At 58.9% G+C, this 25,431-nt stretch carries 31 protein-coding genes and 1 tRNA gene; 24 read left to right on the top strand and 8 right to left on the bottom strand.

What is annotated here, in order from left to right; genetic code table 11:
• The first annotated feature begins 55 nt into the window (after positions 1-55).
• Both HX815_RS05510 and HX815_RS05505 read left to right on the top strand, forming a co-directional pair.
• Entirely contained in the window at positions 56-718 is a 663-nt protein-coding gene (locus tag HX815_RS05510) for a response regulator (RefSeq protein WP_177021394.1), read from the top strand.
• Positions 715-2,112 (top strand): sensor histidine kinase, encoded by a 1,398-nt coding sequence (locus HX815_RS05505; RefSeq protein ID WP_177027918.1) that lies wholly within the window; start codon positions 715-717, stop codon positions 2,110-2,112. The genes HX815_RS05510 and HX815_RS05505 overlap by 4 nt, the downstream gene beginning before the upstream one ends.
• On the opposite strand, the gene HX815_RS05500 is transcribed toward HX815_RS05505, so the two are convergent.
• The 5 genes from HX815_RS05500 to HX815_RS05480 all read right to left on the bottom strand — a co-directional run bounded on the left by HX815_RS05500 (position 2,069) and on the right by HX815_RS05480 (position 4,857).
• Positions 2,069-2,539 carry a hypothetical protein gene (locus tag HX815_RS05500; protein WP_177027917.1) on the bottom strand — a complete coding sequence of 157 codons (471 nt, stop codon included), beginning with the start codon at positions 2,537-2,539 and terminating at the stop codon, positions 2,069-2,071. The two genes, HX815_RS05505 and HX815_RS05500, sit on opposite strands and share 44 nt — an antisense overlap.
• Positions 2,540-2,548: 9 nt before the next feature.
• Positions 2,549-2,827 carry a colicin E3-like toxin immunity protein gene (locus HX815_RS05495; RefSeq protein WP_177027916.1) on the bottom strand — a complete coding sequence of 93 codons (279 nt, stop codon included), beginning with the start codon at positions 2,825-2,827 and terminating at the stop codon, positions 2,549-2,551.
• 14 nt (positions 2,828-2,841) lie between these two features.
• Positions 2,842-4,005: an S-type pyocin domain-containing protein gene (locus tag HX815_RS05490; protein ID WP_177027915.1), complete on the bottom strand. Its 1,164-nt coding sequence runs from the start codon at positions 4,003-4,005 to the stop codon at positions 2,842-2,844.
• 125 nt (positions 4,006-4,130) lie between these two features.
• Positions 4,131-4,451: a hypothetical protein gene (locus tag HX815_RS05485; RefSeq protein WP_134325799.1), complete on the bottom strand. Its 321-nt coding sequence runs from the start codon at positions 4,449-4,451 to the stop codon at positions 4,131-4,133.
• A gap of 37 nt (positions 4,452-4,488) precedes the next feature.
• Positions 4,489-4,857: a PH domain-containing protein gene (locus tag HX815_RS05480; protein WP_003210321.1), complete on the bottom strand. Its 369-nt coding sequence runs from the start codon at positions 4,855-4,857 to the stop codon at positions 4,489-4,491.
• A 157-nt stretch (positions 4,858-5,014) separates the two neighbouring features.
• Between HX815_RS05480 and HX815_RS05475 the strand changes: the two genes are divergently transcribed.
• Entirely contained in the window at positions 5,015-5,650 is a 636-nt protein-coding gene (locus HX815_RS05475) for a LysE family translocator (protein ID WP_134325800.1), read from the top strand.
• An 8-nt stretch (positions 5,651-5,658) separates the two neighbouring features.
• Here HX815_RS05475 and HX815_RS05470 read toward each other — a convergent pair whose 3' ends face one another.
• Complete coding sequence (locus tag HX815_RS05470; RefSeq protein ID WP_177027914.1) at positions 5,659-5,988, bottom strand: hypothetical protein; 330 nt, start codon at positions 5,986-5,988, stop codon at positions 5,659-5,661.
• A gap of 94 nt (positions 5,989-6,082) precedes the next feature.
• A tRNA-Leu gene (locus tag HX815_RS05465) sits at positions 6,083-6,167 on the bottom strand.
• A gap of 108 nt (positions 6,168-6,275) precedes the next feature.
• On the opposite strand from HX815_RS05465, the gene queA reads away from it, so the two are divergent.
• From queA to HX815_RS05435, 6 genes are all read left to right on the top strand, one after another.
• Positions 6,276-7,325, top strand: coding sequence for a tRNA preQ1(34) S-adenosylmethionine ribosyltransferase-isomerase QueA (gene queA, locus HX815_RS05460; RefSeq protein WP_008438293.1), 1,050 nt, complete (start codon positions 6,276-6,278; stop codon positions 7,323-7,325).
• A 5-nt stretch (positions 7,326-7,330) separates the two neighbouring features.
• On the top strand, positions 7,331-8,446 hold the full coding sequence (gene tgt, locus HX815_RS05455) for a tRNA guanosine(34) transglycosylase Tgt (protein ID WP_003210314.1): 1,116 nt from the start codon (positions 7,331-7,333) through the stop codon (positions 8,444-8,446).
• 43 nt (positions 8,447-8,489) lie between these two features.
• Positions 8,490-8,828 (top strand): preprotein translocase subunit YajC, encoded by a 339-nt coding sequence (yajC, locus tag HX815_RS05450; RefSeq protein WP_003175975.1) that lies wholly within the window; start codon positions 8,490-8,492, stop codon positions 8,826-8,828.
• Between the two features lie 62 nt (positions 8,829-8,890).
• Positions 8,891-10,759, top strand: coding sequence for a protein translocase subunit SecD (gene secD / locus HX815_RS05445; protein WP_003210312.1), 1,869 nt, complete (start codon positions 8,891-8,893; stop codon positions 10,757-10,759).
• Positions 10,760-10,768: 9 nt separating this feature from the next.
• Positions 10,769-11,683 (top strand): protein translocase subunit SecF, encoded by a 915-nt coding sequence (secF, locus tag HX815_RS05440; protein ID WP_003210311.1) that lies wholly within the window; start codon positions 10,769-10,771, stop codon positions 11,681-11,683.
• Positions 11,684-11,806: 123 nt separating this feature from the next.
• Positions 11,807-12,355 (top strand): glycine zipper 2TM domain-containing protein, encoded by a 549-nt coding sequence (locus HX815_RS05435; protein WP_003210309.1) that lies wholly within the window; start codon positions 11,807-11,809, stop codon positions 12,353-12,355.
• Positions 12,356-12,406: 51 nt separating this feature from the next.
• Here the strand turns inward: HX815_RS05435 and suhB are convergent, their stop codons facing one another.
• Positions 12,407-13,222, bottom strand: a complete 816-nt coding sequence (gene suhB / locus HX815_RS05430) for an inositol-phosphate phosphatase (protein ID WP_003175971.1) — start codon at positions 13,220-13,222, stop codon at positions 12,407-12,409.
• Positions 13,223-13,367: 145 nt separating this feature from the next.
• On the opposite strand from suhB, the gene trmJ reads away from it, so the two are divergent.
• From trmJ to ispG, 15 genes are all read left to right on the top strand, one after another.
• Complete coding sequence (trmJ, locus tag HX815_RS05425) at positions 13,368-14,138, top strand: tRNA (cytosine(32)/uridine(32)-2'-O)-methyltransferase TrmJ (protein ID WP_003210307.1); 771 nt, start codon at positions 13,368-13,370, stop codon at positions 14,136-14,138.
• 2 nt (positions 14,139-14,140) lie between these two features.
• Complete coding sequence (gene cysE, locus HX815_RS05420) at positions 14,141-14,926, top strand: serine O-acetyltransferase (protein WP_008438291.1); 786 nt, start codon at positions 14,141-14,143, stop codon at positions 14,924-14,926.
• Between the two features lie 302 nt (positions 14,927-15,228).
• The gene (gene iscR, locus HX815_RS05415) at positions 15,229-15,720 is read left to right on the top strand and encodes a Fe-S cluster assembly transcriptional regulator IscR (RefSeq protein WP_177027913.1); all 492 of its coding nucleotides are present in this window, start codon (positions 15,229-15,231) and stop codon (positions 15,718-15,720) included.
• Positions 15,721-15,770: 50 nt separating this feature from the next.
• Positions 15,771-16,985 (top strand): IscS subfamily cysteine desulfurase, encoded by a 1,215-nt coding sequence (locus HX815_RS05410; protein WP_177027912.1) that lies wholly within the window; start codon positions 15,771-15,773, stop codon positions 16,983-16,985.
• Between the two features lie 102 nt (positions 16,986-17,087).
• Positions 17,088-17,474, top strand: coding sequence for a Fe-S cluster assembly scaffold IscU (gene iscU / locus HX815_RS05405; protein WP_003209682.1), 387 nt, complete (start codon positions 17,088-17,090; stop codon positions 17,472-17,474).
• Positions 17,475-17,502: 28 nt separating this feature from the next.
• Positions 17,503-17,826, top strand: coding sequence for an iron-sulfur cluster assembly protein IscA (gene iscA / locus HX815_RS05400; protein WP_003209680.1), 324 nt, complete (start codon positions 17,503-17,505; stop codon positions 17,824-17,826).
• Positions 17,827-17,834: 8 nt separating this feature from the next.
• Positions 17,835-18,356 carry a co-chaperone HscB gene (gene hscB, locus HX815_RS05395; RefSeq protein ID WP_008438289.1) on the top strand — a complete coding sequence of 174 codons (522 nt, stop codon included), beginning with the start codon at positions 17,835-17,837 and terminating at the stop codon, positions 18,354-18,356.
• 51 nt (positions 18,357-18,407) lie between these two features.
• Positions 18,408-20,270, top strand: coding sequence for a Fe-S protein assembly chaperone HscA (gene hscA / locus HX815_RS05390; protein WP_177027911.1), 1,863 nt, complete (start codon positions 18,408-18,410; stop codon positions 20,268-20,270).
• Between the two features lie 3 nt (positions 20,271-20,273).
• Positions 20,274-20,615 (top strand): ISC system 2Fe-2S type ferredoxin, encoded by a 342-nt coding sequence (gene fdx, locus HX815_RS05385; RefSeq protein ID WP_003209674.1) that lies wholly within the window; start codon positions 20,274-20,276, stop codon positions 20,613-20,615.
• Positions 20,616-20,629: 14 nt separating this feature from the next.
• Positions 20,630-20,830 carry a Fe-S cluster assembly protein IscX gene (gene iscX / locus HX815_RS05380; RefSeq protein WP_003209673.1) on the top strand — a complete coding sequence of 67 codons (201 nt, stop codon included), beginning with the start codon at positions 20,630-20,632 and terminating at the stop codon, positions 20,828-20,830.
• A gap of 92 nt (positions 20,831-20,922) precedes the next feature.
• Positions 20,923-21,348, top strand: a complete 426-nt coding sequence (ndk, locus tag HX815_RS05375) for a nucleoside-diphosphate kinase (RefSeq protein ID WP_003175956.1) — start codon at positions 20,923-20,925, stop codon at positions 21,346-21,348.
• Positions 21,349-21,378: 30 nt separating this feature from the next.
• A complete protein-coding gene (gene rlmN / locus HX815_RS05370; RefSeq protein WP_003209670.1) occupies positions 21,379-22,527 on the top strand; it encodes a 23S rRNA (adenine(2503)-C(2))-methyltransferase RlmN in 1,149 nt (382 codons plus the stop codon).
• A 12-nt stretch (positions 22,528-22,539) separates the two neighbouring features.
• Positions 22,540-23,298, top strand: coding sequence for a type IV pilus biogenesis/stability protein PilW (pilW, locus tag HX815_RS05365; protein WP_003209669.1), 759 nt, complete (start codon positions 22,540-22,542; stop codon positions 23,296-23,298).
• On the top strand, positions 23,298-24,299 hold the full coding sequence (locus HX815_RS05360; RefSeq protein ID WP_102605676.1) for a RodZ family helix-turn-helix domain-containing protein: 1,002 nt from the start codon (positions 23,298-23,300) through the stop codon (positions 24,297-24,299). The genes pilW and HX815_RS05360 overlap by 1 nt, the downstream gene beginning before the upstream one ends.
• Positions 24,300-24,303: 4 nt before the next feature.
• Positions 24,304-25,413, top strand: coding sequence for a flavodoxin-dependent (E)-4-hydroxy-3-methylbut-2-enyl-diphosphate synthase (ispG, locus tag HX815_RS05355; RefSeq protein ID WP_003209666.1), 1,110 nt, complete (start codon positions 24,304-24,306; stop codon positions 25,411-25,413).
• Positions 25,414-25,431 lie beyond the last annotated feature (18 nt).

The following is a 25,431-nucleotide window of genomic DNA, read 5'->3' as shown; positions in this document are numbered from 1 at the left end:
AATAGCCTCGACGGTTACACGGCATCATGCCGCCGGTTACTCCAGAGAATCAGTTATGCGCCTGCTCCTTGTCGAAGATGATCGTGCCCTTGGCCAAGGGATCCGCGTGGCCCTGGGCGCCGAAGGCTACACCCTGGACTGGTTGCAGGATGGCGTCAGCGCCTTGCACGCGTTGCGCACCGAAAGCTTCGACCTGCTGCTGCTCGACCTCGGCCTGCCACGCCTCGACGGCCTGACTCTCTTGCAAACCCTGCGCGCCGAGCAATACGACCTGCCGGTGCTGATCCTTACCGCCCGCGACGGCACCGCCGAGCGCATCGCCGGCCTGGACGCCGGCGCCGACGACTACCTGGTCAAACCCTTCGACGTCGAAGAGTTCAAGGCCCGTGTGCGCGCCCTGTTGCGCCGCAGCCAGGGCCGCGCGCAACCATTGCTGGAGCATGCGGGCGTGAGCCTGGACCCGGTGACCCAACAGGTCAGCTATCAAGGCGAGGACGTTGTGGTGACGCCGATGGAATACCAACTGCTGCACCAACTGATGGTGCGCCCCGGCAAAGTCGTCACCCGCGAGCGGTTGTCCCGCGCGCTGTACGGCTGGCAGGACCGCGTCGAAAGCAACACCCTCGAAGTCCTTATCCACAACCTGCGCAAAAAACTCTCCACCGAACTGATCCGCACCGTGCGTGGCGTGGGCTACATGGTGGAACTCAAACCATGAATTCGGTCCGCGCGCGCATCCTCATTCCGGTACTGGTGCTGATCCTGCTGGGTGATGGCCTGATCAGTTGGCTGGTGCTGCGGGACAGCCACCACGAAATCGAAGAAGTCTACGACGCCCAACTCGCCCAAAGTGCCCGTTTGCTGCAAGGCGTACTGCGCCAGCGCGACCCCGGCGATGCCGACTGGGACCGCCTCTACCAGGCTTTCGATCAAGCCATGAGCCGCGTCGGCGAAGACGGCGCCGCGCACCCCTACGAAACCCGCCTGACCTTCCAGGTATGGCGCGCCGACGGCCAACTGCTGGTGCGCTCCACCGACGCGCCGATCCTCAACGCACCGCCCAGTACCCTCGGGCCTCACGACCTGATGGAAAACGGCAACGACTGGTGCGCGTTCATGCTCGCCGACATGCAACAAGGCCTGCTGATCTGGGTGGGCGAGCGCGACGACATTCGCCAGGACGTGATCCAGCGCATCATCCGCCACACCCTCTGGCCCATCCTGATTGGCGTGCCGCTGCTGGCGTTGTTGATCTGGCTGACCATCGGCTGGGGCCTCAAGCCCCTGCGCGCCATGGCCCAGGCCATTCGCGGGCGGGACAGCAATACGTTGCGACCGCTGCAACTTGAACCGTTGCCGGCGGACCTGGAACCGATGCAAACCGCGCTGAACCGCCTGCTGGTGCAGGTGGATGACCTGCTGGAGCGGGAGCGTCGGTTTATCGCGGACGCGGCGCATGAACTGCGCACGCCGTTGGCGATATTGCGCATTCACGCGCAGAACGCCCAGAGCGCGGAAACCGAGGAGCAGCGGCGAGAGGCGTTGGACTTCCTGGTGAATGGCGTGGACCGGGCGACGCGTATTGGCAGCCAACTGCTGACCATGGCGCGCATCGAGCCGCAGTTGAACAACACCGTACGAGTGCGTGTGCCGTTGACGGAGTTGGTGCGCGAAGAACTTGCGGAACTGACGCCCCTGGCGATGGAGAAAGGCGTTGAGTTGGTGCTGGAAGGGGATGAGGAATGCTGGATTGAAACGGACCCGATAGCGTTGGCGATTGCGCTGCAGAACCTGGTGACCAATGCGCTGAATTTCTCGCCGGCGGGGAGTGAGGTGAGGGTGATGGTGCGGGGGACGGATTCAGGAGGGGTGCAGCTGTGTGTGGAGGATGCGGGGCCGGGGATTGATGAGGGGGAGATTGGGCGGTTGTTCGAGCGGTTTTATAGCCGTGGGAATGCAAATGGGGCGGGGTTGGGGTTGGCGATTGTGCAGATGATCGTGGGGAAGATTGGGGGGCGGTTGGAGTTGTATAACCGGGAGGTGGGTGGGTTGTGTGCGCGGTTGAGTTTTAGCGCCTGTGGGGTGGAACCGGTGGGAATACCACACCGTTGAAGGTGTGGGTGCAGCAGTCGCAAAACGGCTTCATGAACGCGGGTGTCAGTTGTGGGTTAACCTTTTGCAGCAGGCCAGCCTCGTCGACATACAAGCCGCTGTAGTAACTGGATTCGTCCGTTCGTACGTACTCTTTTTTGTCGCTTTCATGCAGAGCAACCATCCAGAACACAGTTTCCGGGCGGTCCAGGCGGGCGTTGGCTTCGCTGAACACACCATCCCAATGATGGCCGACCTTGGACAGAAGAAACCGAAATAGTGGCGTGTAATCGAGACCGTGCCGGTGATGGCTATGCATTGATCCACGGCTGAGCATGGAATTCTTTTCACTTTTACTATGGCGTTGTTGCCTGTAGGTGCGGCAACTGCCGTGACGCACGTTGTGCGTGCGGGTGTTGACTGAGCGGTAGAGAGGGGGCTTTTTCATTGGATTCCTTTATGGTTTCTTGGAGGATTGGGGCGGCCATGTGCCTTGGGAGCTGAAAGAGATTTGGTAATCGAAGTTCACGGGTTCAATTACGTGCTGGAAATGCGGTTGGATAGTCGCTATCCAGCTTGGGCGAACGTTGAACACGTCCGCATATATCGCCGTTTCTTGACTCAACCCTAGTGTTTCAAAAAAGCTCTCCGCGTCATCAATATCTGCCGAGTATTCATCTGCCTTCACGTAATTGCTTTGCTTGTCGTACCAACGCAATCTGACTTTCATAACCATGATGTGTTTTCCACTTATCTGTATATGCGGCGTTCGGGTTTTGCTCGACCTCGGCGCTCACCGGTGTAGGGATCGAATGCGTCTAGGTGGGCAAGGTCACTGTTTCGATAGACTTCTAATTCGCCTTTCTTGGAATCCCACTCAAATATTTTCCTCCCTTTGGCATCTATCCAGCGCTCGCGTAAGCCGCTACCGCCTTTTCTAGGTGTCACGGGTCTTTGGTCTATCAGACCTGGAAAGCCTGTTATGTCTGCAGCGTTGGGGGCCGGGAAATAATCATGGTCCGGGTTTTTAAGCCCCTTTCGTGGTTCGTTAACCACCACATACAGCGGCCGAACCCCCGACTCCACCGAAAAAACCAGAATAAAATCCCGATACTCCGGCGGATAAATCGGGTTCACCAGCATCTGTTTGGCCGCCTCCGTCGGCGGATAAATCCACATCACCGGTGCTTGCGGTGCAGCCTCCAATGCCGGAATGCCAAGGGTGTCGCCAGGATCAATGGCCGGCGTCCAAGTAAGCTCCACACCCTCGCCAAGATCCGCCACGAACTGACTGTCACGACTCTGAAACTGCACCACATCGATCATCTGCCAGTCGGTATTTTTACCGGTGTAAAACCCATATCCCTTCAGCGTCCCATCGGCGCGTTGCTCGATATGCAACCGCATCCGCGAACGGGCTTTTTGCAGGTGACGAAGCTGCTCTTCGCTATAGAGCGCACTGTCGCCAAGCTCCGACGGCCAGGCCAGCGCCACCAGCCCTGCAAGCAAACCCCCAGCGGCGGCACCGACCGCCGCAGCCGCGGACTCCAACGCGGATGTGCGCAGCACAAGCTGGCCAAGCCCAACGGGTAGGGCACTACCGCTGATTTTCCTGAGGGAAACGCCGCCTTGGCTGTCCACTTCCCGTCCGCCTAACAGCGTGAAGTGGCCGTAATCCTTGATCAGCTCAAGCGGCACATAACCGGTGGGGTTGTTGTAGCTGATGATCCCGTCGGGCAACTGGCACGACTTGGCGAATACATGGCCTGGAATCCTCGCGGGTTCAGGCGTGGGCGCAGGAGGTGCTTCATACAAATCAATGAACGGTGAATACGGAATCTGCTTAGGTTGCGGAGTCAGGATTCGCCGCTTCAGCTGCTCTTCTTCGGTAATTGGATACGCGCGCTCTGTCATGACGACTCACTTCCCTGTGCAAGGAAGCGAGCCTATGAGAGCGGAGAAGAACCTGAAATTCTCGTTGTTCGATGGGAGGTGCGGGAAAAGTCACTTTAGCAATCGCTACATTGATTCAAGCACGCTTACTCTGCCTGAGAGCGCTGTATCTGCGCGCCCAACTGCGCGGCTTTATTACGTAACCCGTCCAACCGGTCGTTCAACTCCTTGTATCCAGGCTTCCAGAAAAAAACGCCGTCTTCGCTGCTTTGTCCAAGAACGAGGTCATTGAACGAGCCCATTCCGCCGTATGCAGAGCGCAAATAGGTGATTCCGGAGTAATCGGATGCTTGCAATAAGGTTTTGGCCTTACGCATCCATCGGCTCCAGTGATTGTCCCTATCGCTTTCCAGCAGGATGGCAAGTTCCTCAAGCACATCGATTAGCTCTGCGGTTTTTGGGCCCATAGTGGGAAATCCTTAAAAGCGGAGTTTTCGTAACGGTTCAAAGCACATGCCTGGAAATCACCCTCGATATCTCAACAATCGACGTCTTTCCCGTGAATTCAAACTTCACTTTCCCCACCGCCGAAAAGTAAATCTCCAACTCCGAATCCAGGTCAAAGGTCCCCGAGGTTTCCACCGAATACGCGACGATATTTTTATACGGCAGGGACGTGAAATCCTTTTTGCTGCCGGTAATTCCCTGCACGTTCACGGCGATGATGCGCTTGGTGGTGAACACCACCCCATCGCGCATGGCCTTGTAGGAATCGATGACCTGCTCATCATCCAGCAGCAATGACGAAACGCGCTCGGCGTATTCGTTGTTTTGCTTGAGCTTGAAGAAGCCTTTGTTGTTGAAGTCGATCATGTGCCTTTCCTTGGGTGAGTGGTGCAGCAGACGCCGGTACCGGTGTATGACGTTTTGCTCGCGGATCTGTATCTAACGGCGTTCCTTTTATCGACCTACCATGGCGCCAACAACCCGCCGGCCATTACAAGGTTTTACGTCGTCAAGGAGCCACACCATGCCCGAACTCTCCAGCGTGCTTGCCTACGGCCTGATCTCGCTCGGCATGGTGCTGACGCCCGGCCCGAACATGATTTACCTCATTTCGCGGTCGATCTGCCAGGGGCGAGTGGCCGGGCTGATTTCCCTGGGCGGCGTTGCGATGGGTTTTGTTGTCTATATGTTCTGCGCGGCATTGGGTATCACCGCGTTGGTGATGGCGGTTCCCTATGCCTACGACGCGCTGCGGCTCGGCGGGGCGCTGTATCTGGTTTACCTGGCCTGGCAGGCGGTGAAGCCGGGTGGCCGGTCGCCGTTCCAGGTGCGGGACTTGCCCAAGGACAGCCCGCGCAAGCTGTTCATGATGGGCTTTGTCACCAACCTGCTGAATCCCAAAGTGGCAGTGATGTATCTGTCGTTGCTGCCCCAGTTTATCGACCCCAACGGGCACGCCAGTGTGCTCTCGCAATCGCTGGTACTGGGCTTTACGCAGATCATGATCAGCGTGAGCGTCAACGGGCTGATCGCTCTGATGGCGGGCTCGATCGCGGGGTTCTTCATCCGCAAACCGGTCTGGCAAACCGTACAGCGCTGGTTAATGGGCTCGGTGCTGATGGGCCTGGCTGTGCGCATGGCGGTCGAAGGGCGGCGGTAAGTCGCGCATTACAGGATGGCTTTCAGGTAATCCTTGAGTGCGTTGAGCGGGGCATCGAGTGCTTCGAGTGTCGTCGCTTGGCGTACATCCACCGCAAGCCGTTGCAGCTCGCGGCCCATCACGGTGTGTGCACCGCCCAGGGATTCGAGGGCCAATGCCAGGCACTCGTCGATCTTATGCTGGATGGCATTGATATCGCCCTTGCGCACCAGCAAGCCAAACACCTCCCGCTCATAGCCGTCCATGACCAGGTCGTCCCGCAGAATCGGGCTCGCGCCTTCGGTCTCATGCACCAGCTTGAGCGCAAAAAGCGCTACAGCTTCCAGCGTCTGTTCCATGGCCAAGGTTCCTCTTTTCTCGCGTTCGCCCGCCCATCATCACTTTCCTGCAGGCGAAAAAAAAGACCTTGAATTTCAAGGTCTTTTTTTAAGATGGTGCCCCGAGGGAGACTCGAACTCCCACTCCTTTCGAAAACGGATTTTGAATCCGCCGCGTCTACCAATTCCGCCATCAGGGCTCAATGGCGGCGAAGTATAGAGATGAGATTACCGTTGGTCAATCACGTTTCATGGTCAATTTTCACTATTTCCGCTAGACTTCCCGGCCCTGCTAGACGAACCCCATCATGCGCGTTGCTGACTTTACTTTTGAGCTCCCTGATTCGCTGATCGCTCGCCATCCTTTGGCCGAGCGTCGCGCCAGTCGACTGCTGACCCTGGACGGGGTCAGCGGTGCCCTCGCACACCGTCAATTCACTGATTTGCTTGAGCATTTACGCCCAGGCGACTTGATGGTTTTCAACAATACCCGGGTGATTCCGGCTCGCCTTTTTGGCCAGAAAGCATCCGGCGGCAAGCTGGAAATTCTGGTGGAGCGGGTGCTGGACAGCCATCGCGTGCTGGCCCATGTGCGCTCCAGCAAGTCGCCGAAACCGGGTTCGAAGATCCTTATCGATGGCGGTGGCGAAGCAGAAATGCTGGCCCGTCATGATGCGTTGTTCGAGCTTGGGTTTGCCGAGGAAGTGTTGCCGCTGCTGGAACGCGTCGGCCATATGCCGTTGCCTCCTTATATAGACCGCCCGGATGAAGACTCGGACCGCGAGCGTTATCAGACGGTGTATTCCCAGCGACTGGGCGCGGTGGCTGCACCGACGGCGGGGCTGCATTTCGACCAGCCGCTGCTGGATGCGATTGCCGCCAAAGGCGTTGAAACGGCCTATGTGACCCTGCACGTGGGGGCCGGCACGTTTCAGCCGGTGCGTGTGGATAACATCGAAGACCACCATATGCACAGCGAGTGGCTGGAAGTCAGCCAGGACGTCGTGGATGCGGTTGAAGCGTGCAAGGCGCGCGGCGGGCGGGTGGTGGCGGTCGGTACGACCAGCGTGCGCTCGCTGGAAAGCGCGGCGCGCGATGGCGTGCTCAAGCCGTTCAGTGGCGACACAGACATCTTTATCTACCCGGGCCGGCCGTTTCATGTGGTCGATGCTCTGGTGACCAATTTCCATTTGCCGGAATCCACGCTGTTGATGCTGGTGTCGGCATTTGCCGGTTATCCCGAGACCATGGCCGCTTATCAAGCCGCCATCGATAACGGATACCGTTTTTTCAGCTACGGTGATGCGATGTTTATCACCCGTAATCCGGCGCCGCGCGGCCCAGAGGAACAATCATGAGTCGTATGTCGTTTGAATTGCTGGCCACGGATGGTAAAGCTCGCCGCGGCCGTTTGACTTTCCCTCGCGGTACCGTCGAGACCCCGGCTTTTATGCCGGTCGGTACCTACGGCACGGTAAAAGGCATGCTGCCGCGTGACATCGTCGCCACGGGCGCCGAGATCATCCTCGGCAACACCTTCCACCTGTGGCTGCGCCCGGGCACCGAAGTGATCAAGAAGCATGGCGACCTGCATGACTTCATGAAGTGGCAAGGCCCGATCCTCACTGACTCCGGTGGTTTCCAGGTGTTCAGCCTGGGCGCCATGCGCAAGATCAAGGAGGAGGGCGTGACCTTCGCCTCCCCGGTGGACGGCGCCAAAGTGTTCATGGGCCCGGAAGAGTCGATGCAGGTGCAACGTGACCTGGGCTCCGACATCGTGATGATTTTCGACGAGTGCACGCCGTACCCGGCCGATGAAGACGTCGCGCGGATTTCCATGGAACTGTCGTTGCGTTGGGCCCAGCGCTCGAAAAACGCCCATGGCGATAACACCGCTGCCCTGTTCGGTATCGTGCAGGGCGGCATGCATGAAAGCTTGCGCAAGCGCTCGCTGGAAGGCCTGGACAAGATCGGCTTCGACGGCCTGGCCATCGGCGGCCTGTCGGTGGGCGAGCCCAAGCACGAGATGATCAAGGTGCTGGATTACCTACCGGGCCTGATGCCGGCTGACAAACCTCGTTACCTTATGGGCGTTGGCAAACCGGAGGATCTCGTAGAGGGTGTGCGCCGCGGTGTGGACATGTTCGATTGCGTGATGCCAACCCGTAATGCCCGCAATGGGCATCTGTTCATCGATACAGGCGTGCTGAAGATCCGTAACGCGTTCCATCGCCATGATGAATCGCCGCTGGATCCTACCTGTGACTGCTACACCTGCCAGAACTTCTCGCGCGCTTATCTGCACCATCTGGACAAGTGTGGGGAAATGCTGGGTAGCATGTTGAATACCATCCACAATTTGCGTCACTACCAAGTCCTGATGGCTGGTTTGCGCGAGGCTATTCAACAGGGTACATTGGCCGCCTTCGTCGATGCCTTCTATGCCAAGCGCGGGCTGCCTGTGCCGCCCTTGGACTGAGTTTTCCGACCCTAAGATTCACTATTTGCAACTGGAGTGCTAAATGAGCTTTTTTATCTCTAATGCCATGGCTGATGCCGCTGCACCGGCCGCTGCCGGTCCTATGGGCGGTGGTTTTGAGTGGATTTTCCTGGTCGGCTTCCTGGTCATCTTCTACCTGATGATCTGGCGTCCACAGGCCAAGCGCGCCAAAGAGCAGAAGAACCTGCTGGGCAGCTTGCAGAAAGGCGACGAAGTCGTGACCACTGGCGGCATCGCCGGCAAGATCACTAAAGTGTCCGACGCTTTCGTGGTTCTGGAAGTCTCCGACACCGTAGAAATGAAGTTCCAGAAGGGCGCCATCGCTGCCACGCTGCCAAAAGGCACGCTCAAAGCGATCTAAGTAACAACCTTTACCAATCGACGGGGCGCGCAAGGCGCCCCGCGTTATAAGCGGGCGGCGTGATGCTGAACAAATACCCTCTGTGGAAATACGTACTGATCCTGGCGGTGCTGGCGATCGGTTTTATTTATTCCGCTCCCAATCTCTATCCTGATGACCCGGCTATCCAGATCACTGGCGCCAGCACTGCGCTGCAGGTCAATCAGGCTGATCTGGACCGTGCGAGCAAGGCGCTCACCGACGCGGGTATCCAGGTTAAAGCGGCAAGTTTGGCTGCTGATGCGAAGGGCGGCTTGTTGCGCCTGACCAAGCAAGAAGACCAATTGCCGGCAAAAGACGTTGTGCGCAAGGTCATGGGTGATGACTACGTCGTCGCACTGAACCTGGCACAGACCACGCCAAAATGGCTGCGCGCGATCGGCGCACACCCGATGAAGCTGGGTCTGGACTTGTCCGGTGGTGTGCACTTTCTGCTGGAAGTGGACATGGACAAGGCCCTCGACGCTCGCCTGAAAGTCTACGAAGGCGATGTGAAGAGCCTGCTGCGTAAAGAGCGCCTGCGTTATCGCAGCCTGCCGCAGCTCAACGGTGCCATCCAACTGGGCTTTGCTGACGAAGCAACCCGCGAACAGGCCCGTGCGCTGATCCGCAAGAACTTCAACGATTTCGACATCGTTCCGGCCGACCTCAATGGTCAGGCGGTACTGCGTCTGGCGATGACCCCGGCCAAGCTGGCGGAAATCCGTGAATACTCGATCAAGCAGAACTTGACCACGGTACGTAACCGCGTCAACGAGCTGGGTGTGGCCGAGCCGATCGTTCAGCGCCAGGGTGCCAACCGCATCGTGGTTGAACTGCCGGGCGTGCAGGACACCGCTGAAGCCAAGCGTATCCTGGGTAAAACAGCCAACCTGGAATTCCGCCTGGCGGCTGAGCCGGGTGCTACCCGTGCTACTGCAGAAGAGTTCGAGTTCCGTGAAGGCAATCGTCCTCCTGCACTGATCGAGCGTGGCTTGATCATTACGGGTGACCAGGTGACCGACGCCAAGGCTGGTTTCGGCGAGCACGGTACGCCTGAAGTGAACATCCGCCTGGATGGCCACGGCGGCGAACTGATGAGCCGCGCAACCCGCAGCAACGTCGGTCGCAGCATGGCGGTGATCTTCATCGAGCAGCGTCCTGTCACCACCTACACCAAGCAAGTGGTTGACGGCGTCGAGAAAGACGTACCGGTACAGACCTTTAAAGAAGAGAAGAAGATCATCAGCCTGGCGACCATCCAGTCGCCGCTGGGTGCTCAATTCCGCATCACCGGCCTGAACGGCCAGGGTGAGTCGTCCGAACTGGCGCTGCTGCTGCGTGCCGGTGGCCTGGCCGCCCCGATGTACTTCGCTGAAGAACGTACCATCGGCCCGAGCCTGGGTGCTGACAACATCACCAAGGGTATCGACGCTGCTCTGTGGGGCATGCTGTTCGTCTCCCTGTTCATCATCGCCATCTATCGCTTCTTCGGCGTCATCGCCACCGTCGCGCTGGCGGGCAACATGGTGATGCTGCTGGCCCTGATGTCGCTGCTGGGTGCAACGCTGACCCTGCCAGGTATCGCCGGTATCGTACTCACCATGGGTATGGCGGTTGACGCCAACGTACTGATCTTCTCGCGGATTCGTGAAGAGATTGCTGCGGGCATGACCGTGCAACGGGCAATCAACGAAGGCTTCGGCCGGGCATTTACTGCAATTCTCGACTCCAACCTGACCACTCTGTTGGTCGGCGGGATTCTCTTTGCCATGGGCACCGGCCCGGTCAAAGGTTTTGCGGTGACCATGTCCCTCGGTATCTTTACCTCGATGTTCACGGCCATCATGGTGACCCGCGCAATGGTCAACCTGATCTTTGGCGGACGTGACTTCAAGAAGTTGTGGATTTAAGGGGCTGCCATGTTACGTACAATCAACTTCATGGGCGTTCGCAACGTTGCGTTCGGCTTCACCATGCTCCTTACCGTTCTGGCGTTGTTCAGCTGGTTCCATAAGGGCCTGAACTACGGTCTGGACTTCACCGGCGGTACGCTCATCGAGCTGACCTACGAGAAGCCGGCCGACGTTAGCCTGGTGCGCAACGAGCTGGTCAAGGCCGGCTATCACGAAGCCATCGTCCAGAGCTTTGGTGCAACCACTGACCTGCTGGTGCGTATGCCGGGCGAAGACCCGCAACTGGGTCACCAGGTAGCCGAGGCCTTGCAGAAGGTCGGCGGCGACAACCCGGCGTCGGTCAAGCGCGTCGAGTTCGTGGGCCCGCAGGTAGGTGAAGAGCTGCGCGACCAGGGCGGCCTCGGCATGCTGATGGCGCTGGTCGGCATCATGATCTACCTGGCTTTCCGCTTTCAGTGGAAGTTCGGTGTCGGCGCCATTGTGTCGCTGATCCACGACGTGATCGTGACCGTGGGTATCCTGGCCTACTTCCAGATCACCTTCGACCTGACGGTATTGGCGGCGGTGCTGGCAATCATTGGCTACTCCCTCAACGACACCATCGTGGTATTCGACCGGGTTCGTGAGAACTTCCGGGTGCTGCGCAAGGCGACGTTGATCGAGAACATCAACATCTCCACCACCCAGACCCTGCTGCGCACCATGGCGACTTCGATCTCCACCTTGCTGGCGATTGCCGCACTGATGGTGTTCGGTGGCGACAACCTGTGGGGCTTCTCGCTGTCGCTGTTCATCGGCGTGCTGGCGGGTACCTACTCGTCGATCTACATCGCCAACGTGGTACTGATCTGGCTGAACCTCAACAGCGAAGACTTGATCCCTCCTGCCAGCACCGGCAAGGAGGTCGACGACCGCCCTTGATGGGTGATTGTTGATCTGCTGTTACAAATAAGGCGCGAGTATTGAACTCGCGCCTTTTTTTTTGCTCCAAGGCTGGGTATAGCGCGGATCGTTCGGTCCGTTTGTGATGGTCAGGAGGTTCACGTGAACAAGTCGTTACTGGTTGGTGCGGTATTGGGTGCTGTCGGTGTGACTGCCGGGGGTGCTGTTGCCACCTACAGCCTGGTAAAAAGCGGCCCTGAGTATGCGCAAGTGCTGGCGGTGCAGCCGGTGAAAACCCAGATTAAAACCCCGCGTGAAGTCTGCAAGGATGTTGCCGTAACCCGGCAGAAACCTGTGCAGGATCAGCATCAGATCGTCGGTACGGTGGTCGGTGCGCTGGCGGGCGGCCTGTTGGGTAATCAGGTCGGCGGCGGTAATGGCAAGAAGCTGGCCACCGTGGCCGGTGCGGTCGGTGGCGGTTACGCTGGTAACAAGGTTCAGGAAGGCATGCAGAACCGCGATACCTACACCACCACGCAAACTCGTTGTAATACCGTTAATGACATCAGCGACAAGGTTGTCGGGTACGACGTACGTTACACCCTGGACGGCAAGGAAGGCTCCGTGCGCATGGATCGTGATCCAGGCAACCAGATCCCCGTCGACAAGGAAGGGCGCCTGGTTATCGGTCAGAACCAGCCGCAGCAGTAATCCCAGGTATAAAAAAAGCACCCCGAGGGGTGCTTTTTTGTGCTCGCTCGCTTAGCGCTTCAGCGAAGCCGGCAGGTGCGGCTGGATCGCCGTCAGGACTGCCTTGAAGCATTTGGTGTTGCCGGCAACCACGTGACCCTTCTCCAGGAAGTCGTGACCACCGGTGAAGTCGCTCACCAGGCCGCCCGCTTCTTGAATCAGCAGTGCGCCTGCAGCCATGTCCCACTCGGACAGGCCCGACTCCCAGAACGCATCAAAACGACCGGCAGCGACATACGCCAGGTCCAGGCTGGCTGCGCCGGCGCGACGGATGCCGGCGGTCTGGCCAACCAGGGCGCGGAACATGCCCAGGTAGTTTTCCAGGTTGTCCATCTGGTCGTCACGGAACGGGAAGCCGGTACCCAGCAGGGCGCCGTCGAGGCTGGTGCGACCGCTGACGCGCAGGCGGCGACCGTTCAACTGGGCGCCACGGCCACGGCTGGCGGTGAATTCTTCCTGGCGAACCGGGTCCAGCACAACGGCGTGTTCCAGGCGGCCACGGTATTTGCAGGCAATGCTCACGGCAAAGTGCGGGATACCGCGCAGGAAGTTGGTGGTGCCATCCAGTGGGTCGATGATCCACAGGTAGTCTTCGCCTTCGCCGCTACCTTTGTGCAAACCGGTTTCTTCACCGAGGATGCCGTGGGTAGGGTAGGCCTTGCGCAGCGCGTCGATGATTTTCTGCTCGGCGGCGCGATCCACCTCGGATACGTAATCCTTGGCGTCTTTTTCGTCGACCTTGATGGTATCCAGGCGCTCGATGGAGCGGAAGATCAATTCACTGGCGCTGCGGGCGGCGCGCAGCGCGATATTCAGCATGGGCTGCATGGATGTGTCACCTAAGGTTGTTAAAGAAAGCCGAGCATTCTAGCAGAAACTTTCTTCAGGTGAAGGACGACGTTACCTTTCATGGCATAACCTTAGGCTGTTCTGTAAGATTTGCTCCCCTTTCCCGTGTCCGAGAGCGCCTCCCTTGCTGCAAAACATCCGTGTCGTCCTCGTCAATACCAGTCATCCCGGCAATATCGGCGGCGTGGCGCGAGCCATGAAGAACATGGGGCTGACGCGCCTGGTGCTGGTGGAGCCGCGGGTGTTCCCGCACCACGAGGCCGATGCGCGCGCGTCCGGCGCCAATGACATCCTCGAAAAAGCCCAGGTCGTTGCCACCCTGGAAGACGCCCTGGTCGGCTGCAACCTGGTGCTCGGCACCAGCGCTCGCGACCGTCGCATCCCATGGCCGCTGCTGGATCCTCGCGAATGCGGGACCAAAGTCGTGGAAGAGGCCGCCGGCGGCGCTGAAATCGCCTTGGTATTCGGCCGTGAAGACTCCGGCCTGACCAATGAAGAGCTGCAGCGATGTCATTATCACGTGCACATTCCATCAGACCCTGAGTTCAGTTCGCTGAACCTCGGGGCAGCGGTGCAGGTGTTGAGTTATGAAGTGCGCATGGCCTGGCTGGCCGCTGAAGGCCAGCCAAGCAAGGTTGAAAAGGATGAGGTTGCTTCAACCAAGAGTGGCGAACTGGCCACCATGGACGAGCTGGAGCGATTCTATGAGCACCTGGAGCAAACCCTGGTGGCCATCGAGTTCCTCGATCCGGAAAAACCGCGGCACTTGATGGCGCGTCTGCGCCGGCTATACGGACGCAGCTCGGTCAGCCGGGCAGAAATGAATATATTGCGTGGCATCCTCACGGAAACCCAGAAAGCGGCCCGTGGCGAGCTTCTTAAGCGGAAGGATTAAAAATGTTCGAGCGTTTGCGAGAAGATATCCAGAGTGTTTTCCACCGTGACCCGGCGGCGCGCAACGCCTTTGAAGTGCTGACCTGCTACCCGGGCATGCACGCGATCTGGATCCATCGCCTGTCCGGCGCCTTGTGGGGCATGGGCTGGAAATGGCTGGCGCGGCTGGTGTCGAACTTCGGCCGTTGGTTGACCGGGATTGAGATTCATCCGGGCGCCAAGGTCGGCCGCCGCTTTTTTATCGACCACGGCATGGGCATCGTTATTGGCGAGACCGCCGAGATTGGTGATGACGTGACCCTGTACCAGGGCGTGACCCTGGGTGGCACAACCTGGAACAAAGGCAAGCGCCACCCTACGCTGGAAGATGGCGTTGTAGTCGGGGCGGGCGCGAAGGTGCTCGGTCCGTTTACCGTGGGTGCGGGCGCCAAGGTCGGCTCCAATGCTGTGGTGACCAAGGCTGTACCGCCTGGCGCAACGGTTGTCGGTATTCCCGGGCGGATCATCGTCAAGCCGGAAGTGGGTGATGAGCAGGAAGCCAAGCGCAAGGCCATGGCCGAGAAGATCGGCTTCGATGCCTATGGCGTCAGCGAAGACATGCCTGACCCGGTAGCGCGTGCCATCGGCCAGTTGCTGGATCACCTGCAGGCGGTAGACGGCAAGCTGGACGGTATGTGCGGTGCCCTGAAAGACCTGGGCAGCAGCTACTGCGCCAAGGATCTGCCTGAGCTGCGCAAGGAAGACTTCGCCGAGATCAAGGACGAAAGTGCCGCCACCAAGGCTGGCTGAAGTCTCGCAATCACTGCAAAACCCATGTGGGAGCGGGCTTGCTCGCGAAAGCTGCGCGTCAGTCACCGAATATATTGACTGAATCACCGCATTCGCGAGCAAGCCCGCTCCCACATTTTGACCTTCATTAGTCCCGAATTCCCGCTTGGCCCTGTTCCCGCTGGTCCATCCCGTCCCGCCCTGCTATGATTCGCGCGCCCTTTTTACGGGTATTCCTGACTAAAGTACTAGGTCTTATAGTTGACTTAAATACTCGGGAATCGCATACTTGCTCCCATTCTGAAACACCTTGGTACTTGTCCATGAGACTGACTACAAAAGGCCGATACGCGGTGACCGCCATGCTTGACCTGGCCTTGCACGCGCAAAATGGGCCGGTGTCCCTGGCCGATATCTCCGAGCGCCAAGGCATTTCCCTGTCCTACCTCGAGCAGTTGTTCGCCAAGTTGCGCCGCAGCAATCTGGTTTCCAGCGTTCGTGGTCCAGGCGGCGGCTATCAATTGTCCCGCGAGATGCAGGGCATCCAGGTCGCCCAGGTGATCGACGCGGTGAACGAATCCGTCGATGCCACCAAATGCCAGGGCCTGGGTGATTGCCACGCAGGCGACACCTGCCTTACGCACCACTTGTGGTGTGACCTGAGCCTGCAGATCCATGAGTTTTTGAGTGGTATCAGCTTGGCTGATCTTGTGACTCGCCGTGAGGTGCAAGAAGTAGCCCAGCGTCAGGACCAGCGCCGTTGCAACACCAAGGCGCCGCGTCTGGACAAGATTGAAGCGTCCGCCGTCGAGTGACAGCCGAAGAGCTAACGGCACGCCAGCCAGCCTGATTTAGGAGAAAGTCCATGAAATTGCCGATTTACCTTGATTACTCAGCGACCACCCCGGTTGATCCGCGTGTCGCGCAAAAGATGAGCGAATGCCTGCTGGTTGACGGAAACTTCGGTAACCCGGCGTCCCGTTCCCACGTTTTCGGCTGGAAAGCTGAAGAGGCAGTGGAAAACGCTCGTCGCCAGGTCGCTGACCTGGTGAATGCCGACCCACGTGAAATCGTCTGGACCTCCGGTGCAACCGAGTCCGACAACCTGGCAATCAAGGGTGCGGCGCATTTCTACGCGACCAAAGGCAAACACCTGATCACCACCAAGATTGAGCACAAGGCTGTCCTCGACACCATGCGCCAACTGGAGCGTGAAGGTTTTGAGGTTACCTACCTTGAGCCAACCACCGACGGTATCGTGACCCCTGCGATGATCGAAGCCGCGATGCGTGAAGACACCATCCTGGTTTCCGTGATCCACGTGAACAACGAAATCGGCACCATCAACGACATCGCCGCCATCGGCGAGCTGACCCGCTCCAAGGGCGTGTTGCTGCACGTCGACGCTGCTCAGTCCACCGGCAAGGTCGGTATCGACCTGTCGAAACTGAAAGTCGACCTGATGTCGTTCTCTGCCCACAAGACCTACGGCCCTAAAGGCATTGGCGCGCTCTACGTGAGCCGCAAGCCTCGCGTACGTATCGAAGCCACCATGCACGGCGGCGGTCACGAGCGCGGCATGCGTTCGGGCACCCTGGCGACCCACCAGATCGTCGGCATCGGCGAAGCGTTCCGTGTGGCCAAGGAAGACATGGCTGCCGAAAACGTGCGCATCAAGGCCCTGAGCGATCGCTTCTACAAGCAGGTCGAGCACCTTGAAGAGCTGTACATCAACGGCAGCATGACCGCCCGTGTACCGCACAACCTGAATTTGAGCTTCAACTACGTCGAAGGCGAGTCGCTGATCATGGCGCTCAAGGACCTGGCGGTTTCGTCCGGTTCGGCCTGCACCTCGGCTTCCCTTGAGCCGTCTTACGTCCTGCGCGCCCTGGGCCGCAACGACGAACTGGCTCACAGCTCGATCCGCTTTACATTCGGCCGTTTCACCACCGAAGAAGAAGTCGACTACGCCGCGCAGAAAGTCTGCGAGGCCGTCACCAAGCTGCGTACCTTGTCCCCGCTGTGGGACATGTACAAGGACGGTGTCGACATTTCCAAGATCGAGTGGGCGGCACACTAAATATAGAAGCCGCCACCCAAAAGGCTCTGTAAAGACGTGGCGGAAAACGCAGGCGTGTTTGCAGGGTTCCAGAGCGGCCCTGATGAGTGAGGATTCAGTACCATGGCTTACAGCGAAAAGGTCATCGACCACTACGAAAACCCGCGCAACGTCGGCAAGATGAACGCGGAAGACCCTGATGTCGGCACCGGCATGGTCGGCGCTCCGGCGTGCGGCGACGTTATGCGCCTGCAGATCAAAGTCAACGAAGCTGGCGTTATCGAAGACGCCAAGTTCAAGACCTACGGTTGCGGTTCGGCCATCGCCTCCAGCTCCCTGGCGACCGAATGGATGAAAGGCAAGACCCTGGATGAGGCTGTGACTATCAGCAACACCCAGCTGGCCGAAGAGCTGGCCTTGCCGCCAGTGAAAATCCACTGCTCGGTACTCGCAGAAGACGCCATCAAGGCGGCCGTTCGCGACTACAAGCAGAAGAAAGGCTTGATCTAAGCAATTTGGCGACGAGTAAGGAGTCACGATGGCTATCAGCATGACAGAAGCGGCTGCGCAGCACATTCGCCGCTCCCTGAATGGGCGCGGTAAAGGTGAGGGGATTCGTCTGGGTGTTCGCACCACGGGCTGTTCCGGCCTTGCCTACGTGCTGGAGTTTGTCGACGAGGTGGTCGAGGAAGATCAGGTGTTCGAGAGTCACGGCGAAAAAGTGATCATCGACCCGAAAAGCCTGACCTACCTGGACGGCACCGAACTCGATTTCGTCAAGGAAGGGTTGAACGAAGGCTTCAAGTTCAACAACCCCAACGTACGCGGTGAATGTGGCTGCGGCGAAAGCTTCAACATCTGAGGCTGATCGTGGGTACTCCTTGTCATTTCGCTTTGTTCGAGCTGCAGCCGAGTTTTCGACTGGACCTTGAACAGCTTGCCACGCGCTACCGTGAATTGGCGCGTGGGGTGCATCCGGACCGCTTCGCTGACGCTTCCGAGCGTGAGCAACGCCTGGCGCTGGAGCAATCAGCCAGCCTCAACGAAGCCTATCAGACGCTCAAGAACCCTCCCAAACGCGCGCGCTACCTGCTCGCGATGGGCGGTCGCGAGCTGCCGCTTGAAGTCACGGTCCAGGACCCTGATTTCCTGATGCAGCAGATGCAATGGCGCGAGGAGCTTGAAGAACTGCAGGACGAGGCTGATCTGGCCGGAGTCGCAGTGTTCAAGCGCCGTCTGAAAGTGGCCCAGGATGAACTCAACGAAAGCTTCGCAGCCTGTTGGGATGATGCAGCGCAACGTGAACAGGCCGAACGCCTGATGCGGCGCATGCAGTTCCTCGACAAGCTCACCTACGAAGTGCGCCAGTTAGAAGAGCGCCTCGACGATTAACCCAGTGCCGCCCAGGTTGCACGCCTGATATACAGATAAGTCCTGATTACCATGGCCCTACTGCAGATCGCCGAACCCGGTCAAAGTCCTCAACCGCACCAGCGTCGTCTGGCGGTCGGGATTGACTTGGGCACTACCAATTCGCTGGTCGCTGCATTGCGCAGCGGTCTTTCCGAGCCGCTGCCCGACGCGGATGGCCAGGTCATCCTGCCGTCTGCCGTGCGTTATCACGCTGACCGCACCGAAGTGGGCGAGTCGGCCAGGCTGGCGGCGTCTACCGATCCTTTGAATACCGTGCTGTCGGTCAAGCGCTTGATGGGTCGTGGTTTGTCCGACGTCAAGCAGCTGGGCGACCAGCTTCCATACCGCTTTGTCGGCGGCGAATCACATATGCCGTTCATCGACACGATCCAGGGCCCGAAAAGCCCGGTGGAAGTGTCGGCCGATATCCTCAAGGTCTTGCGCCAGCGCGCCGAAACCACCTTGGGTGGCGAACTGGTAGGTGCGGTGATTACTGTTCCTGCATATTTCGATGACGCTCAGCGCCAGGCCACCAAGGATGCGGCGAAACTTGCCGGCCTGAACGTGCTGCGCCTGCTCAACGAGCCGACCGCAGCCGCTGTGGCTTACGGCCTGGATCAGCACGCCGAAGGCCTGGTGGCAATTTACGACCTGGGCGGCGGTACCTTTGATATTTCGATCCTGCGCCTGACCGGCGGTGTCTTCGAAGTGTTGGCTACCGGTGGCGATACCGCTCTGGGTGGCGATGACTTCGATCACGCCATTGCTGGCTGGATCATCACCAGCGCCGGCTTGTCTGCCGACCTGGACCCGGGTGCGCAACGTAATTTGCTGCAAACTGCCTGTGCCGCCAAAGAAGCGCTGACTGACGCTGCGTCGGTTGAAGTTTCCTACGGTAGCTGGTCGGCTCAACTGACCCGCGAAGCGTTCGATTCGTTGATCGAACCGATGGTCGCCCGCAGCCTGAAAGCCTGCCGCCGCGCCGTGCGTGATTCCGGTGTCGAGCTGGAAGACGTGGTCGCCGTGGTCATGGTGGGTGGTTCGACCCGCGTGCCGCGTGTTCGTGAGGCGGTAGCTGAAGCCTTCGGCCGCCAGCCGCTGACTGAAATCGACCCGGATCAAGTGGTGGCTATCGGTGCCGCGATCCAGGCCGATACCCTCGCCGGTAACAAGCGTGATGGTGGCGAACTGCTTCTGCTCGACGTGATCCCGTTGTCCCTGGGGCTGGAAACCATGGGCGGCCTGATGGAGAAGGTGATTCCCCGCAACACCACCATCCCCGTTGCCCGCGCCCAGGACTTCACCACGTACAAAGATGGCCAGACGGCCATGATGATTCACGTGCTGCAAGGCGAGCGTGAGCTGATCAGCGACTGCCGATCCCTGGCGCGCTTCGAATTGCGCGGCATTCCGGCGATGGTTGCCGGTGCGGCGAAGATTCGCGTGACCTTCCAGGTCGACGCCGACGGCTTGCTCAGCGTTGCCGCTCGCGAACTGGCCTCCGGCGTTGAAGCCAGCATCCAGGTCAAGCCGTCCTACGGCCTGACCGACGGCGAAATCGCCAAGATGCTCAAGGATTCGTTCCAGTACGCCGGTGACGACAAGGTCGCCCGCGTGCTGCGTGAGCAGCAAGTCGACGCCCAGCGCCTGCTCGAAGCGGTTCAGGGCGCCCTTGAAGCTGACGGCGAGCATCTGCTGGATGCCGAAGAGCGCATGGTTATCGACCTGCAAATGCAGGAACTGGCTGAATTGATGAAAGGCACCGATGGTTACGCCATCGAGCAACAGACCAAGCGCCTGTCGCAAGTGACCGATGCCTTTGCCGCCCGTCGTATGGACCAGACGGTAAAAGCCGCCCTGGCGGGCCGCAACTTGAACGAACTTGAGGATTAACTGATGCCGCAGATCATTTTTCTGCCACACGCCGAGCATTGCCCGGACGGTATGGTTGTGGAGGCTGAGACCGGCAAGTCCATTCTCGAAGTCGCTCACGATAACCACATCGAGATCGAAAGCGCCTGCGGCGGCGTCAACGCCTGTACCACTTGCCATTGCATCATCCGCGAAGGTTTCAATAGCCTCGAAGAGGCTGATGAGCTGGAAGAGGACTATCTTGATAGGGCGTGGGGCCTTGAGCCGACGTCGCGATTGAGCTGTCAGGCAAAAGTGGGAACAGAAGACCTTACCGTCGAAATTCCGAAGTATTCGCTCAACCATGCCGCCGAAGCGCCGCATTGATTCAAGGAAATGTCATGAGCCTGAAATGGGTTGATGTACAAGAAATCGCTATACAACTTGCTGAAGCTCACCCGGATGTCGATCCTCTGTCGGTGAACTTCGTCAAGTTGCGCAACCTGGTGATGCAGCTGCCGGAATTTGACGACATCCCGGATCGGGGTGGCGAAAAGGTTCTTGAGGCGATACAAGGCCTGTGGATCGAAGAAGCAGACTGAATCGCCTTTTTACGCAGTTAGGCAATACCCAAGAACCCGCGTATAATTCGCGGGTTTAATTTTTCGCAAATTACCGTTTCTGGAGTTACACCATGGCTGTTCAACGTACTTTCTCCATCATCAAGCCTGACGCTGTTGCAAAAAACGTCATCGGCGAGATCACCACTCGTTTCGAAAAAGCCGGCCTGAAGGTTGTAGCTTCGAAACTCAAGCAACTGTCCAAGGCTGAAGCTGAAGGCTTCTACGCTGAGCACAGCGCTCGTGGTTTCTTCGGCGACCTGGTTGCCTTCATGATCTCCGGCCCTGTTGTTGTTCAGGTTCTGGAAGGCGAAAACGCTATCGCTCTGAACCGTGAGCTGATGGGCGCTACCAACCCTAAAGAAGCTGCTGCCGGCACCATCCGTGCTGACTTCGCTGAATCGATCGACGCCAACGCCGTTCACGGTTCGGACTCCGAAGCCGCTGCTGCCCGCGAAATCTCGTACTTTTTCGCTGCTACTGAAGTAACCGCTCGCTAAGCATTGGCTTAAAAGAGCGAAGGTGAATCCATGACTACATTGACTGCAAAAACCAACCTGCTGGGTCTGACTCAACAGGAAATGGAAAAATTCTTCGACTCAATCGGGGAGAAGCGTTTTCGTGCCGCTCAGGTAATGAAGTGGATTCACCATCTTGGCGTCGATGATTTCGACGCCATGACGAACGTCAGCAAGGCCCTGCGCGACAAGCTCAAGGCCATTGCCGAAGTTCGCGGCCCCGAAGTGGTCAGCGAGGACATTTCCACCGACGGCACCCGTAAGTGGGTGGTGCGCGTGGCGTCCGGCAGCTGCGTCGAGACCGTGTACATTCCCCAGGGCAAACGCGGCACTCTGTGCGTTTCGTCCCAGGCAGGCTGTGCCCTGGACTGCAGTTTCTGCTCCACCGGCAAGCAAGGTTTCAACAGCAACCTCACCGCCGCCGAAGTCATCGGCCAGGTGTGGATTGCCAATAAATCGTTCGGCAGCATCCCGGCGACCGCCGACCGTGCCATCACCAACGTGGTGATGATGGGCATGGGCGAGCCGCTGCTGAACTTCGACAACGTTGTCGCGGCCATGCACCTGATGATGGACGACCTGGGCTACGGTATCTCCAAGCGCCGCGTGACCCTGTCGACCTCCGGCGTGGTACCGATGATCGATGAGCTGGCCAAGCACATCGACGTCTCCCTGGCGTTGTCGCTGCACGCACCGAATGACGCATTGCGTAACCAATTGGTGCCGATCAACAAGAAGTATCCGCTTAAGATGCTGCTCGAATCTTGCCAGCGCTACATGGCGACCTTGGGCGAAAAGCGTGTGTTGACCATTGAGTACACCATGCTCAAGGACATCAACGACAAGGTCGAGCACGCGGTCGAGATGATCGAGTTGCTCAAGAACGTACCGTGCAAGATCAACCTGATTCCGTTTAACCCGTTTCCCCATTCTGGCTATGAGCGGCCGAGCAACAACGCCATCCGCCGTTTCCAGGATCAACTGCACCATGCAGGCTTCAATGTCACCGTGCGCACCACCCGCGGCGAAGACATCGATGCGGCATGTGGCCAATTGGTAGGACAGGTGCTGGATCGCACCCGTCGCAGCGAACGTTATATCGCCGTGCGTGAATTGAGTGCCGCCGACGATATGCCGCAAAGCGCCGCGACTCGAACCTGAGAGAGGATCTCTATGCCCTTGCGCCTTGCGCTGCTTTTGCTTGTTGCCAGCCTCGCGGCTGGCTGTGTTTCATCGGGCCATGACAGCCCGTTGCAAACCGGCAAGGGCCGTGACGAAGCGCGAGCTGCTTATGTGCAGCTGGGCTTGGGGTACTTGCAGCAAGGGATGACCGAACAGGCCAAGGTGCCGCTGAAGAAGGCCCTTGAGCTGGATGGCAGCGACGCTGACGCCAATGCTGCGCTGGCTTTGGTGTTCCAGGCCCAGGCCGAGCCCGAATTGGCCGATCAATATTTCCAAAAGGCCCTGGCCACACGCCCTGGCGACCCAAGACTGCTGAATAACTACGGCAGTTTTTTGTTTGCGCAGAAACGTTATGCCCAGGCATCCGAATATTTCCAGCAGGCTGCGGCCGATACCCTCTATCCTGAGCGTTCGCGGGTTTTCGAGAACCTGGGGGTGACCTCAATGCTTCTCGGCCAGCGCGACACCGCACGCCAGCAACTGGAAAAAGCCCTGCACCTGAACCAGCGCCAGCCACGGGCCTTGCTCGAAATGGCTGAGTTGTCCTTCGAAGACAGGCATTATGTGCCGGCACGTGACTATTACGAGCGTTTTAGCCTGCTGAGCGGGCAAAATGCACGTAGTCTATTGCTCGGTGTGCGCCTGGCGACGGTTCATGAAGAACGCGACAAGGCCGCACGTTTTGGCCAGCAACTCGAACGACTCTATCCCGGTACGCCGGAATATCAGCAATACCTGTCGGAGCAATGATGAAAGCGGCGCACCCGGAAGTTGTAGCAGCTAATCGTGGAAACCCAGGCGAGACCTTGCGTCAGGCCCGCGAAAGCAATGGTTGGTCGCTGGCAGAAGTGGCCCTCAAGCTCAATTTGACCACGACTTCATTGGGCAACCTTGAAGCTGGCGCATTCGACAAGCTGCCAGGGCATACCTTTGCCCGCGGCTATATCCGCGCCTACGCCAAGTTGCTGGGTATCGACCAGGCTGCATTGGTCCAGGAGTTCGACCAAATCACCGGTACCGATTCCCAGGGCAGCAATGTCCATGGTCTTGGCCGCATTGAAGAGCCTGTGCGGGTTTCCCACACCATTTTGCGCATTGTCAGCCTGTTGCTGCTCATCGCCGTGATCGGCGGTGGTTTTGTATGGTGGCAGGATCAGACCGCCCAGCGTGGCAAGGACTTGTCCAGCAACGCCATGGAGCACGTCGAAGTCGAAAGCGCCGACGGCACCACCCAGATTCATCCGTTAGATGAGCCGGAAGACCAGGCCGTGGCCCAGGGTCAGGCGGCGCCTGAGGCAGAGCCAAGCGCCGAGCAGCCTGCGCCCGAAGCAGGTACTGCCGCCGCAGTGGCACCCGTCGCACCCGCTCCAGCGGTTGCAGTGACGCCTGCTGCTCCAGCTCATACGCCAGCAACGCCAGCAACGCCAGCAGTACCGGCGCAGGCTCCGGCAACAACGGCTCCCGTCGCCCCGGCGATTTCCGCGCCAACCACCCCGGTACTGATCGCCGGTGATGGCCGAGTACAAATTACCTACGTCGCTGACTGCTGGACGCAAGTCTCCGATGGCAACGGCAAGGTGCTGTTCAGTGGTCTGAAGCGTAAGGGAGATACACTTGACCAGGGCGGCAAGCCTCCTTTGACGCTGCGTCTGGGCTTTGCCCGTGGCGCGCAAGTGGCCTACAACGGCCAGCCTGTGGACGTGGCGCCGTTCACCAGTGGCGAGACTGCTCGCCTCAAGTTGGGACAATAAAGTCATGCACGGCGAATCTCCAATCAAACGTCGCGTATCGCGCAAGATCTGGGTCGGCTCGGTGCCGGTGGGCGGCGATGCCCCCATCGCAGTACAGAGCATGACCAACAGCGACACCAATGATGTGGCGGCCACTGTCGCCCAGATCAACCGCCTGGAAGCGGCGGGCGTCGACATCGTGCGTGTATCCGTACCGGACATGGACGCTGCCGAAGCCTTTGGCCGCATCAAGCAACTGGTCAAGGTGCCGCTGGTCGCCGATATTCACTTCGACTACAAGATCGCGTTGCGCGTGGCCGAGTTGGGCGTCGATTGCCTGCGGATCAACCCGGGCAACATCGGTCGTGAAGACCGGGTTCGCGCCGTGGTGGATGCCGCCCGTGATCGCGGGATTCCAATTCGCATCGGCGTCAACGCCGGCTCCCTGGAAAAAGACCTGCAAAAGAAGTACGGCGAGCCGACGCCGGCCGCACTGGTCGAGTCCGCGCTGCGCCACGTAGAACACCTTGAACGCCTGAATTTCCAGGACTTCAAGGTCAGCGTAAAGGCTTCCGACGTGTTCATGGCGGTAGAAGCGTACCGCCTGCTGGCCAAGGAAATCGTCCAGCCGCTGCACCTGGGTATCACCGAAGCCGGCGGTTTACGCTCAGGCACAGTGAAATCTGCGGTGGGTCTCGGTATGCTGCTGGCCGACGGGATTGGCGATACTATTCGCATCTCCCTCGCGGCAGACCCGGTAGAGGAAGTGAAAGTCGGTTACGACATTCTCAAATCCCTGCATTTGCGTTCCCGTGGCATCAACTTCATTGCCTGCCCGAGCTGCTCGCGGCAGAACTTCGACGTGGTGAAAACCATGAACGAACTGGAAGTACGCCTCGAAGACCTGCTGGTGCCGCTGGATGTCGCGGTGATCGGCTGTGTGGTCAACGGGCCGGGTGAGGCCAAAGAGGCCCATGTGGGCCTGACCGGTGGTACGCCAAACCTGATTTACATCGACGGCAAGCCGTCGCAGAAATTGACGAATGACAATCTGGTGGATGAGCTGGAACGGCTGATCCGCCAGAAAGCGGCCGAAAAGGTCGAAGCTGACGCAGCGGTTATCGCGCGCGGCTGATCGAACGAATTTAAGGAT

The organism is Pseudomonas sp. E6002, from assembly GCF_013385565.1.
Taxonomy (GTDB): Bacteria; Pseudomonadota; Gammaproteobacteria; order Pseudomonadales; family Pseudomonadaceae; genus Aquipseudomonas.
Note: the sequence above shows the minus strand (reverse complement) of the source record. Positions and strands in the feature narration are given on the sequence as shown.